This is a genomic window from Myxococcaceae bacterium JPH2 (assembly GCA_016458225.1).
In the GTDB taxonomy this organism is placed as follows: domain Bacteria; phylum Myxococcota; class Myxococcia; order Myxococcales; family Myxococcaceae; genus Citreicoccus.
Genome location: JAEMGR010000015.1, coordinates 291215 through 303361, shown reverse-complemented (window position 1 = coordinate 303361; position 12147 = coordinate 291215). Strand labels below are relative to the sequence as shown.

Here is a 12147-nt window from a genome sequence, read left to right as displayed (position 1 = left end):
CCATGCCGCGGCGCAGCGTGGACGTTCCCTGCGAGGGAGGTGTGCGGTGGGGTGCGACCATGTCGCCCCGGGGTGGGGCTCATGAAAAGGGAGACAACCTGCCGTATCGGCATAGGTTCAGATGACGTGGTGGGTTATAACGGCCGGGAACTGACCGGCCGGCGGGAGGTCCGCGAGGGCGCGGGTCCCTCGCCGGGCCACACGCGCAAGGTTGATGTGGTGAGAACCCACCCCGAAGGTCTTGTCGCCTCCAGCCGTCTCCGCCCCGCCCGGAGCCGGAAGGTGCCCGCGCCGGAACTCGCCCGGCGGCGAATCGAGCGGAAGCTGTCCCTCAGCGTGGGCGTGGCCGCCAAGGCCGCGCGCATGCGCGCCGGGTTGACCCAGGCGGACGTCGCGGACCGCATCGGCATCGCCTCGGAGGTCTACGGGCGGCTCGAGCGCGGAAAGATGATGCCCAGCGTGCCCACGCTGTTCCGCCTGTGCCTGGCGCTCCAGATGTCCGCGGACGTCTCCATGGGGCTCGTCACGGCGGCCGCGGCGGGCGCCGCCGTCTGGGAGGAGGACTCTCCAGACAAGGATCATCTCCCGGAGATGCGACGGCTGCTGCGCACCCTGCGCCGGTTGCCGCGCCACCAACTCAAGCTGGTGACGCTGGTGGCCTCGGCCATCCTCCCCCCGCGCCGGTGAGGCTCAGGGGCCGCTGCCTCCCACCGCGGGGTTCGGGTCCTCGACCACCCAGGCCCACGTCGCGAGCGAGCGGTCGTAGCGCCCCGTGGCGAGGTCAATCACATACACGGACAGCTCGTGGTCCCCGGGGGGCAGGTCCCCCAGATGAAAGGTGGGACCACACGACTGGAACGCCGCGCCGTCCAGGGCGCAGCGATAGCGGGGCTGCGCCGCGTTGGAGTCGAAGCGGAAGTCCGCGGTGGAGGAGAGGCTCTGCTCTGGAGGTCCGTCCAGGATGAGGGTGTCCGGGGCATCGCGGTCACCCGCGCCCGCGACGGACAACGGCACGAGCCCCGCAAGCAAAAGGAGACTGCAGACCGTGGGAGCCACCATGCCTCGCGGCAGGTGACCCAGGCCGGGGGGAGGAATCATGGCGTCCTCACCGCGAGCTGTTCTGGGCCGGAAGGATTGGGAGGGGGCGCGGGAGTCTCATGAAGTTCCGGTTTAGGGGGGAAGTCGAACGCAAGGTGGGGAGCGGCCCCGGGCGCGTCCTCCCGCCCCAAGGGACGGGTTCTCTCTCCAGTGGTGGACGGGTTCGCCTGCCAGGTGTTGAGCAGTGAATGGTGGCGGCCGGGCAGACAGGGTGTGTGTGTTCCCCTTGTCAGCGGTGCCCTGCCCCTGGCCTCATGCGCGCAGGGCCGGGGCATGGGACACCTGACGACATGAGGGGACAGGCGAGGACGTCCTGGCGCGGGGGGGCGCTGGCGCTCGGGGTGTGGCTGGGGCTGTGGGCGGCCGGGGTGCGCGCGGAGGAGGGCGCCGCGGACGCGGGCATGGCGGTGGAGGTGGCCGTCCAGCGCACGGACGCGGGCTGGGCGGCGACGCCGGGCGACTCGGTGGACGCGGGTGTGACGACGGGGGCGCTCGTGCCCCCCGTGCTGCTGGAGGATTCACCCGCGCCGTACCCTCCCGCGCTCGCGGCGGAGGCCGTGGGGGGCACGGTGCGTCTGGAGTTGTTGTTGGATGACGCGGGAGAGGTGGACTCGGCGACGCTCGTCAGCGGAGTGCATCCGCTGTTGGACGAGGCCGCGCTGCACGCCGCGCCGCGCCTGCGCTTCTCTCCCGCCACGGTGGATGGCCAGCCGGTGGCCGTGCGGCTGTTCTTCGAGTACCGCTTCGAGGCCCCCGTGCTCGCCGCGCCGGATGCGGGTGTGAGTGAGGGACCCATCACCCTGCGGGGCTGGGTGCGCGCCAAGGGCAACCGTCGTCCGCTCGTGGGCGCGACGCTGCTGTCGGACGCCGCGCCGGACCAGCCGGTGCAGACGGACGCGGCGGGCCACTTCGAGGCGCGCTTTCCTTCAGGAGGGCAGGCCGTGCGGGTGACGGCGCCCGGCTACAAGCCCAGCGTCTATCGCGAGGCGCTGCGCACCGCCGAGTCCTTGGAGGTGGTGTATGGATTGGAGCCGCTCGTCATCAACCCCTATGAGACGGTGGTGCGAGGGGATCGCGAGCGCACGGAGGTAAGCCGCGTCACGCTGCATGACGCGGAGCTGCGCGAGGTGCCCGGCACGATGGGCGACCCGTTCCGCGTCGTGATGCTGTTGCCCGGCGTGGGCAGCATGCTGTCCGGCGTGGCCTACCCGGTGGTGCGCGGCAGTCAGCCCGCGTCCACGGGCTACTTCCTGGATGGCATCCGCGTCCCCATCCTCTTCCACCTGTTCCTCGGTCCGGCGGTCATCCACCCGGACTTCATCGACGCCATCGACTTCTATGCGGGCTCGCCGCCGCCGCAGTACGGCCGGTTGATGGGGGGCGCCATCGATGGGCGCCTCAGTCGTCCGCACGATGACCGCGTGCATGGCAGCGCCTACGCGGACCTCATCAACGCGGGCTTCTTCCTGGAGACGCCGTTCCCCTCCTCGCGCACCAATGTCAGCCTCGCGGGCCGGTATTCCTACACACCGTGGCTCATCGCGCTGGCGGCCAATCAGCTCCAGACCCCGCCCGCGCCGGGGCGGCAGAACCCGAAGGTGGTGCTCGACTTCTGGGACTACCAGGCGCGGGTGGAGCAGGAGGTGGGACGGGGCAGGCTGCGCCTGTTTGCCTTTGGCTCCTCGGACACCTTCGGGACGAAGGCCATGGACTCCTTTGGAGAGACCGCGCTCCAGTCCATCGTCTTCCACCGGGTGGACTTGAGGGACCGGAATCCCCTGGGGGCGGGCGAACTGGAGGTGGGCGGCACGTGGGGCGTGGACCGCTTCTCCGTCATCGCCCAGCAGCCAGACAGCAGCGGCGAGGTGCACATCCAGCAGACGAACTGGGCGGCCCGCGCGGGCTACCACGTGCGGCTGGCGCCCGAGGTGGACCTGCGCGTGGGGTCCGACGTGGAGAACAAGCGCGCGGTGGTGGAGGTGCTGGATGGGAACGCGCGGTCCGATGACCCGGGGGCTTCGCCAGGCGAGCGCGTCAGCGAGCCCGTGGCGCTGGCCACCTTCGCGGGCGCCTTCGCCGAGGTCGTCTGGACGCCGTCACCCTCCTGGAAGGTGGTGCCCGGCCTGCGGCTGGACCACTACCACCTATCCCCTGGCTTCGATAACACCGCGCTGGAGCCGCGCCTCACGGTGCGCCATGCCGTGAGCGACACGCTGACCCTCAAGGGCGCCGCGGGCGTGTTCCATCAGCCGCCCACCACCCTCATCAGCCTTCCGGTGGTGGACGTGGGCAGCCTCATCCTGGGATTGCAGACGGGCGTGCAGCTCTCCCTGGGCGCCGAGTGGACGCTGTGGAACCACCTGGAGCTGGGATTGGATGTCTATTTCAACCCCCTGCTGCGCACGGTGGAGCTGACGCCCTTCTCGGACGAGGAGCTGGGCAGCGTCAATTCGCTGTCTCGCCGCGCCTCCCAGCTGGGGGATGACGTGGACCTCGATCGCAACCACTTGGACATCCCGGACTTCGAGAGCCATGGCCGGGCGTATGGCCTGGAGTTGCTCGTGCGCTATCCGCTGGGCAACAACTGGTTCGGGTGGCTGTCGTACAGCGTCCAGCGCTCCACGCGCTCCACGCGCTTCTACCGCCATGATGATGCGGGCAACGTGGTGGGCGATGCGCGGCAGCAGCTCCCGTTCGCGTTCGACCAGACGCACGTGCTCAACCTGGTGGTGAGCCACAAGTTCGCCAACAACGTCACGCTGGGCGGGGTGGTGCACTTCAACACCGGCCGCCCGGAGTACGGCACGTTGAGCACGCAGACCCACCGCGAGGGAGAGGACGGCAGCGGCCGGCCCGCCTGGGTTCAAGTGGACCGCGATCGCGTGGACCGGCTGCCGCCCTTCCTGCGCTTCGACGTGCGGCTGTCCAAGGCGTGGGCGTATGACACGTTCAGCCTGGAGGCCTACCTGGACATGCTCAACGTCACGATCAGCCAGGAGACGGTGGCCTTCGAGTACACCGGAGGCGGCATGGCGGGTCCTCTGCGCAAGAAGGCGGTGGGGTTGCCCATCGTGCTGCCCATCCTGGGGATGAAGGGGCGTTACTGAAGGACAGACACCCACGCCCTCGCGGCGGGGAATGGGGCGCGGGGCGGGGCTCGCAATCCGACACACCGGAGCGCCCCACCTGCGCCGTCTCATGCTCCAGGGCTTGTGCAGGGCTCGGGGAACGAGCGCGCGCGCCTTCGCGCCCGACATCCCACCTGTCCGGTCGGGAAGGCGCGGGTCCGTGGGAGGGCAGTGCTCACGGGTGAGCAGTCCGTGGACGTGCGGCCCTGAGGGGTAGGGCTCCGAGGGCTCAGTCATGGCAAGGTGGCCTGACGCGTGTCCCCGCCTCCGCGTTGACGCTCCGGTGGCCAAGGGGGAGGGACGAGGCCCGCGCCGGGGGGAAGTCCATGATGGGTTTGTCGTGGGTCCCAGGGCTCGGTCCGGTGGGCGCAATTCCCACGGGAAGCGAGCCACCATGCATCGTGCTCGAGCCTGTCCTGGGGGATGAGGGGCAGGTGCTCGACCTGCGATGGACGTCGCTGAGTCCCTCGGCGGAGGTCCTGGTCGAGGCCTTGGACCTCGGCCGGGATGTCTCGGGCTGGGTGCGCGAGGGCATTCCCCTGGTGGACGTGGCGGCCTGCGCGCGGGTGGTGCGGACGGGCGTGCCCCACGTCGCGCCGTGGCGCTGTCCGCTCGGTGCCACCGAGGGCGACAGCCAGGTGGTGGTGGTGCGCCATGAGCAGGGCCTCGCGCTGTGGCTCGTCTCGCAGGAGGGGCCTCGTCAGGGCGCGCCCGCGCCGCGCGAGTCGCTGGAGGTGGCGCTCGCCGCGAGACGCGAGGCGGAGGAGGCGCGCGCGCTGGCGCACTCGCTCCAGGCCCGCGAGGAGTTGCTGCGCTTGGCGTTGGAGACCGCGCGCATGGTCGCGTGGGAGTGGACCGAGGCGCGGCGCAGCGTGACCTGGTCCGCGGACGCGGAGGCCTTCTTCGGGCAGTCGCCGGGGACCCTGTCCACCACGCTGGCGGGCTTCCTGCCTTGCATCCTTCCGGATGACCGCCCCCGGGTGTCTCGCGCCATTGAGCAGGGATTGGTCGCGGATGGCCCCTACACCTTCAAGTTCCGCTGCCGCTGGCCGGACGGCTCATTGCATTGCTACGAGGCGGTCGGCCAGACGTTCCATGGGAACGAGCGCACCCACCGCATGCTGGGGGTGGTGGTGGACTGCACCGAGCGGGAGCAGGCCACCGCGGCGCTGCGCGAAGCGGAGGAGCGCTACCGCTTGGCCGCGCGCGCCACGCATGACGTGCTCTGGGATTGGCACTTCTCCACCACCGGGCGCGTGAAGTGGGACCCCGGGACGGGGGATGCCTTTGGCTATGGCGACCTGTTGGAGTGGCACGACCTGGACTGGTGGGGCGAGCGTGTCCACCCGGAGGACCGGGGCCCGGTGGTGCAGCGGCTGAAGCACTTCGTCGACTCGGACGAGGACGCGTGGCAGGCGGAGTACCGCTTCCTGCGCGGCGATGGGAGCTGGGCGCACGTGCTCGACCGCGGCGTGCTGGCGCGCGACGACCAAGGGCGCCCGGTGCGAATGATTGGTTCGATGATGGACATCACCGAGCGCAAGCGCGCGCTGGAGCGGCTGGCGGAGGAGGCGGAGTTTCGCGAGCGCTTCATTGGCATCCTGGGCCATGACCTGCGCAATCCCTTGAATGCCATCTCCCTGTCCGCGAGGGCGCTGCGCCGCCGCGCCTCGCTGAGCCCCGCGCAGCAGCAGCTGGCGCAGCGCATCGAGTCGAGCGCGGGGCGGATGGGGAACATGATCTCCGACATCTTGGACCTCACCCGCGCGCGGCTGTCCGGGGGCATCCCGCTCAACCTGGGGCCGGTGGACCTGGGCTCGGTCTGCCGGCAGGTGGTGGAGGAGCTGTGCGCGGCGCATCCCGAGCGGCTCATCGCGCTGGACGTGGACGGTCGCGCCGAGGGCGTCTGGGACGCCGAGCGGCTCGCGCAGGTGCTGAGCAACCTGGTGGGCAACGCGCTGGAGCACGGCGCGTCGGACTCTCCCGTGCTGCTCCATTGCTCCGCGCGCGGAGACGAGCAGGTGCTGGAGGTGCACAACCCCGGCACGCCCATTCCCTCGCATCTCCTGGACAGCATCTTCGACCCGTTCCGTCAGGCGGGGCTGGGCCGAGGGCGCCGGCGCGCGGGCCTGGGGTTGGGACTCTTCATCGTGAAGGAAATCGTCCTGGCGCATGGCGGCACGGTCTGCGTCAGCTCCTCGGACCACGAGGGCACCACCTTCACCGTGACGCTCCCGCGTGACGCCCGCCCGGCGGCCCGGGGCGCTGGGACCCAAGGCGAAGCCCGCTCTGCGTGACAGCCACCCTGTACCGCTGCCACCCCGAACGTCTTCCGTCTGTCTTTCGTGAAGGTGAGCGTCGTGCGCCTCACGGACCCCATGTTTTCCGAAAGACCGATTCATATGGAAAACATGAAGGGTCACTGTACGCGATGACCAGGCGTCACTACCCGTTGTCTTGGCCAGACACCCACCTGGCCACCCCCAACGTGGAGGCAGCGCCATGAATTCTCATGTCACGGGAGTCTTGTCTCATTCGTCGGTCGTGTCCGCCCCGAGCGGCTGGCGCGCACGCTCGCGCGCGGGGGTGGCGTCGGTGGTGTTGGGATTGACGTTGGTCGGGTGCGGCGGGGGTGTCGGTGACGACAGGGATGAGTCGCTCGGCTCCCGTGCGGATGAGATGGTTTCGACCAATGGGCTGTCGACGAATGGCTTGTCGACGAATGGCCTGAGCACGAATGGCTTGTCGACGAATGGCCTGAGCACGAATGGCTTGTCGACGAATGGCCTGAGCACGAATGGGTTCAATACGTGGTTCAGCTCGAACCCGGTGCTCTCGGACATGGTGATGCAGTACGTCGCGAAGTGCGCCATGTCGGAAGGCCAGACGCTGACCTACACGTCTCCGACCACGGGGCAGACATACACGTGGCAGGGGTTGCTGGGGCTCGCGCCCTCGTGGTCCAGCGCGACCTCTCCGATGCCGCCGACGGAGGCGGAGCAGCACGTGGTGAGCGCGTGTCTGGCGGCGCACGCGAACAAGTACGGGGTGCACGTGAGCATCTCGGTGCTGGGCAAGAACGCCCAGGGCACGGCGCTGCCGCTGGCCACGGACGAGCTGTCCACCTACACGGAGCCGGAGGCGTGCTTCTTCGGGAACCTCTTCAACAACGAGGGCGTCTTCGCCGCCAATGACGGCGAGTACCTCACCTATGACCAGAGCACGGTGCGCACCTGCGGGCTGTCGACGTGGAGTGACAACTCGTGCCTGCCCATCACCCACGTGGGGGCCTGCCGCACGTACTGCACGTTGGACTCGACGCGGACCTACTACACGCGCTGCACGTACAACGGGAAGCAGTACCGCCCCATCACCACGCGCATCCGCTCGTCGGACATCTACCGCTGCGGTGACGGCACGTGCCAGCTCACCGAGCACTGCGGCACGGGCACCACGCCCGAGAGCTGCGCGGCGGACTGCGGCGCCTGTCATTGACGCCGGAGGTGGCGGGCTGAGGTGTGTGGCGCGCCGCACGGCTTGAGGCTGGCGCGCCCGATGAAGGGTCGTCGGATGAAGCGGTGTCGCGAATCAGTCCCGGAGCGCGTCTTGGGGGTTCGTCTCGGCGGCGCGCTCACGCAGGCGGCGGCGGAGCGTACCGGGCGTTTCTCCCACGTGGCGCCGGAAGGCCTTCACGAAGGCGCTGTCCGTCTCGTAGCCCACCTGTCGCGCGACCTCGGAGGTCGAGTGGTGCGGGGCCAGTGCCATGATTTGGGCGGCCCGGTGAATCCTCCACCGTGTCAGGTAGGTGAGCGGCGCGTCCCCCACGAGTGACTTGAAGCGGGCGGCGAAGACCGAGCGCGACATGTTGGCCACGCGCGCGAGGCGCTCGACGGTCCAGGGTTCCTCCGGCTTGTCGTGCAGGTGCTGGAGGGCCGTGCCCACCTGCGGGTCCGAGAGCGCGCCCAACCAGCCCCCGCGCTGCGCGGGCTGCGTGGCGACGTGTGTGCGCAGGGCCTGCACGAAGAGCATGTCCGCCAGCCGGCTCGCCACCGCTTCGTAGCCGGGTTGCTCGGCATCCAGCTCCTGCGCCATGAGCTGCATGGCCGAGTCGACCCACCGCGCGGAGACCGCGCTCTTGGCCTTCACGTGCATCAGACGCGGGAGGCTGGCGAGCAGCGGGCTGGTGGGGGAGGCGCCTTCGAACTCGAACGTGCCGCAGATGACCGTGGTCTGCGCCCCCGAGCCCCCCGCGCGGACGGTGCCGCCGCAGCGCCCGCCCAGGTAGGCATAGACGACCTCGGCGGGGAGGGGACGCGTCTTCGGGCTGTCCCTCAGCACGTACGAGACGCCGCCGAGGATGAAGACGAAGTCCCCGGGCCCCAGCTGCAGCCGGGTGCCCTCGGCCTCCAGGAGGCAGCTTCCTTGGGTCATCACATAGAAGGTCGGCACGTCGCGCGCGAGCACGCGCATGCCCCACGGCGCGAAGCCTTCGAGGCGACCATTGAGCTTGCTGCGCAAGCGGATGTGGCGCAGCGCATCGGCGAGGACATCCATCCACGAGGCTCCGGGTTCAGGACGATTGAACCATGAATCCGGATGATGTGGCGGTGTTCGTCCTGAAGCCGACGATTACCTTCCGCCCGCGTCAGGACATTCCACGCGGGAGACAGCACCATGAAGGCAGTCCAGTTGCGGCGGTTGGGCGGACCCGAGGAGCTTCGCGTCGAAGAGGTCGCCACACCCGTCCCGGGAGAAGGGGAGGTGTTGGTGGAGGTGCGCGCGGCCGGCCTCAACTACGCGGAGCTGCTCTTGCGCGCCGGACAGTTGCCGGGCCCCGCGCTGCCGTATGTGCCGGGCTTCGAGGCGGCGGGCATCGTGAGCGCGGTGGGGCAGGGCGTGTCGCAGGTGTCGAAGGGCGCGCGGGTGGCGGCGATGCTCCCCACGCAAGGCGCGTTCGCGGAGTACGCGCGCGTGCCCGCGGCCCAGCTCGTCCCCATCCCCGAGTCGCTGTCCTTCGCTCAGGCCACGGCGCTGCTGAGCCAGGCGCCCACCGCGCTCATGGCGCTGCGCGACGCGGCGCGACTGCAGAAGGGCGAGTCCGTGTTCATCCCCTCGGCGGCGGGCGGGGTCGGGTCCTTCCTGGTGCAGTTCGCCCAGCGGATGGGCGCGGGGCGCGTCATCGCGGGCGCGAGCACGGCGGAGAAGCGCGAGGTGGCGCGGCGGCTCGGCGCGGACGTGACGGTGGACACCTCCGCCACGGATTGGCCCGAGCGCATCCGGGAGGCGACGGGCGGGCGCGGCGCGGACATTGTCTTCGAGCGGGGTGGCGGAGAGGTCTTCACGCTCAGCCTGCGAGCCCTGGCGCCTCGGGGGCGGCTGGTCACCTTTGGCGTGGACAGCATGCGGGGCGCGCGGATGACGGAGGAGCAGCTGGCGGGGTTCATCTTCCAGAACCAATCGCTGGTGGGCTTCGCCACCGTGGGGTTGCCTCCCGAGGTCCAGGCGGCCGCGCTGCGTGATGCCATGGATTGGGTGACCTCGGGCCGGTTGGAGATCCTCCTGGGGCGGACGTTTGGTTTGGAGGAGGCCGCCGAGGCCCACCGCGCGATGGCCGAGCGGCGGACTTCCGGCAAGGTGGTCATCGTCCCCCACGCCTCCGCGGCCTGAAAGAATCCCAGACATCTGGGATTCAGCGGGGCGGCGACCGCGAGATGGGGTTTGAGCGCCTCACCCACACCATCCCAGGAGAAATACATGCAGATGAAGGCATGGGCGTTCGCCGCGATCCGCCTGCCGTACTGCGGCACGGAGGACAGCTTCCGCATGGACTCCTACAGCGAGGCGACCCTCACCACGCGGGTGGGGTGGCGGGCTTGTCGTTGCGGCGGGTTCTCTTCCTCGTGGGGCCGCACCACCCAGTACCGCGTGTACACGGCCGGCGAGACCTGCTGAGACGTTCGGGCTGGCGCAGGGCCGGCTGCCCTGGCTGTTCGTGGCGGATGACCACGCGCGGCTGGTGTCACCGCCGCGCGTGATGGAACATCGCCGCGCGGCCTGTCGCTCCTCGCCAGGCCGAAGCGCGACGAGGCAGTCCCGATGACCGACCTGATGGTGCGCAATGCGCGAGTCACCACCCTGGACCCAAGCCAGCCCGAGGCCACGGCCCTGGCGGTTTCTCAGGGGAAGGTGCTGGCGGTGGGCAGCGACGCGGAGGTCCTCCGGCATGCGACGGCGGGGACTCGGGTCGTCGACGCGAAGGGACGGCGGCTCATCCCGGGGCTCAATGACAGCCATCTCCACCTCATCCGGGGAGGTCTGCACTACAACCTGGAGCTGCGCTGGGAGGGCGTGCGTTCGCTGGCGGATGCCATGGAGTTGTTGCGCCTCCAGGTGGCCCGCACGCCCGCGCCGCAGTGGGTGCGCGTGGTGGGCGGCTTCACGGAGCACCAGTTCGTGGAGAAGCGCCTGCCGACGCTGCAGGAACTCAACGCGGTGGCGCCCGAGACGCCCGTGTTCCTCCTGCACCTCTACGACCGGGCGCTGTTGAACCAGGCGGCGTTGCGCGCGGTGGGCTACGGCAAGGACACCCCCGAGCCGCCGGGTGGACGCATCGAGCGGGACGCGGCTGGCAATCCCACCGGGCTGCTGCTGGCCCAGCCCAACGCGCTCATTCTCTACGCGACGCTGGCGAAGGCGCCTCGGCTGCCTCGCGAGTACCAGCTCAACTCCACGCGCCAGTTCATGCGCGAGCTGAACCGGCTGGGCATCACCTCGGCCATCGACGCGGGCGGCGGCTTCCAGAACTACCCGGACGACTACGAGGTCATCCAGGCGCTGCACGCGGCGGATGAGATGACGGTGCGCGTCGCCTACAACCTGTTCACCCAACGCAAGGGTGAGGAGCTGGCGGACTTCGACCGGTGGTCGCGGCAGCTCTCGCCGCGTCAGGGAGACGCCATGCTGCGCCACAACGGCGCGGGCGAGATGCTGGTGTTCTCGGCGGCGGACTTCGAGGACTTCCGTGAGCCGCGCCCCGAGCTGCCGGGGGACATGGAGGGCTCGCTGGAGCAGGTGGTGCGCCTGCTCGCCGAGCGGCGCTGGCCGTTCCGCCTGCACGCCACCTACGACGAGAGCATCAGCCGCGTGCTGGACGTCTACGAGCGGGTGAACCGCGACGTGCCGTTCGAGGGGCTGCACTGGTTCCTCGACCACGCGGAGACCATCTCGGAGCGGAACATCGAGCGCGTGCGCGCGCTGCGCGGAGGCCTCGCCATCCAGCACCGCATGGCGTTCCAGGGCGAGTACTTCCTGGCGCGCTACGGACGCGAGGCGCTTGGGCGCACGCCGCCCGTGCGGAAGATGCTGGCGGCGGGCGTGCCCGTGGGCGCCGGCACGGATGCCACGCGCGTGGCCAGCTACAACCCGTGGGTCGCGCTGTCGTGGCTCGTCACGGGCCGCACGCTGGGCGGGCTGGCCATGTATGGCGAGGACAACCTCCTGGAGCGCGAGGAGGCGCTGCGCTTGTGGACGCAAGGCAGCGCGTGGTTCTCCCAGGAGGAGGACGTGAAGGGCGTGCTGCGCGCGGGCCAGTACGCGGACTTCGCGCTCTTGTCCGCGGACTACTTCCAGGTGCCCGAGACGGACATCGCGGACATCACCAGCGTGCTCACGGTGGTGGGCGGCAAGGTGGTGCATGGCACCGGCGAGTTCGGTCCCCTGGCGCCTCCGCTGCCTCCGCCCATGCCGGACTGGTCTCCGGTGACGCGCTTCGGGGGTGGGTTGTCGGGCGAGGCGGCCGCCGCGCGGAGTGTGCTGGCGCCGCCTCGCGCGTGCGCCTCGCATGGGACTCCGGGGCACGTGCACGCCCGCGCGCCGTGGGACTTCTGGGGCGCGTGGGGCTGCGCCTGCGCGGCCTTCTGAG

Annotated in this window: 9 protein-coding genes; 7 read left to right on the top strand and 2 right to left on the bottom strand. The window is 70.2% G+C overall.

The genetic code is table 11. From position 1 onward, the window contains the following. The first annotated feature begins 81 nt into the window (after positions 1–81). Entirely contained in the window at positions 82–687 is a 606-nt protein-coding gene (locus JGU66_23375; GenBank protein MBJ6763723.1) for a helix-turn-helix transcriptional regulator, read from the top strand. A 3-nt stretch (positions 688–690) separates the two neighbouring features. On the opposite strand, the gene JGU66_23370 is transcribed toward JGU66_23375, so the two are convergent. Then, positions 691–1098 (bottom strand): hypothetical protein, encoded by a 408-nt coding sequence (locus tag JGU66_23370; GenBank protein ID MBJ6763722.1) that lies wholly within the window; start codon positions 1096–1098, stop codon positions 691–693. A gap of 290 nt (positions 1099–1388) precedes the next feature. Here JGU66_23370 and JGU66_23365 point away from each other — a divergent pair, with 290 nt between their 5' ends. The 3 genes from JGU66_23365 to JGU66_23355 all read left to right on the top strand — a co-directional run bounded on the left by JGU66_23365 (position 1389) and on the right by JGU66_23355 (position 7721). Beyond that, positions 1389–4205 carry a TonB-dependent receptor gene (locus JGU66_23365; GenBank protein ID MBJ6763721.1) on the top strand — a complete coding sequence of 939 codons (2817 nt, stop codon included), beginning with the start codon at positions 1389–1391 and terminating at the stop codon, positions 4203–4205. A gap of 422 nt (positions 4206–4627) precedes the next feature. Next, positions 4628–6523 (top strand): PAS domain-containing protein, encoded by a 1896-nt coding sequence (locus JGU66_23360; GenBank protein MBJ6763720.1) that lies wholly within the window; start codon positions 4628–4630, stop codon positions 6521–6523. A gap of 205 nt (positions 6524–6728) precedes the next feature. After that, positions 6729–7721, top strand: coding sequence for a hypothetical protein (locus JGU66_23355; GenBank protein ID MBJ6763719.1), 993 nt, complete (start codon positions 6729–6731; stop codon positions 7719–7721). 93 nt (positions 7722–7814) lie between these two features. Here the strand turns inward: JGU66_23355 and JGU66_23350 are convergent, their stop codons facing one another. After that, a complete protein-coding gene (locus JGU66_23350; GenBank protein ID MBJ6763718.1) occupies positions 7815–8780 on the bottom strand; it encodes an AraC family transcriptional regulator in 966 nt (321 codons plus the stop codon). 120 nt (positions 8781–8900) lie between these two features. Between JGU66_23350 and JGU66_23345 the strand changes: the two genes are divergently transcribed. The 3 genes from JGU66_23345 to JGU66_23335 all read left to right on the top strand — a co-directional run bounded on the left by JGU66_23345 (position 8901) and on the right by JGU66_23335 (position 12146). Beyond that, complete coding sequence (locus JGU66_23345; protein ID MBJ6763717.1) at positions 8901–9893, top strand: NADPH:quinone oxidoreductase family protein; 993 nt, start codon at positions 8901–8903, stop codon at positions 9891–9893. Positions 9894–9980: 87 nt separating this feature from the next. Continuing rightward, on the top strand, positions 9981–10178 hold the full coding sequence (locus JGU66_23340) for a hypothetical protein (GenBank protein MBJ6763716.1): 198 nt from the start codon (positions 9981–9983) through the stop codon (positions 10176–10178). Positions 10179–10322: 144 nt separating this feature from the next. Continuing rightward, positions 10323–12146 carry an amidohydrolase gene (locus JGU66_23335; GenBank protein MBJ6763715.1) on the top strand — a complete coding sequence of 608 codons (1824 nt, stop codon included), beginning with the start codon at positions 10323–10325 and terminating at the stop codon, positions 12144–12146. Position 12147: the final 1 nt, after the last annotated feature.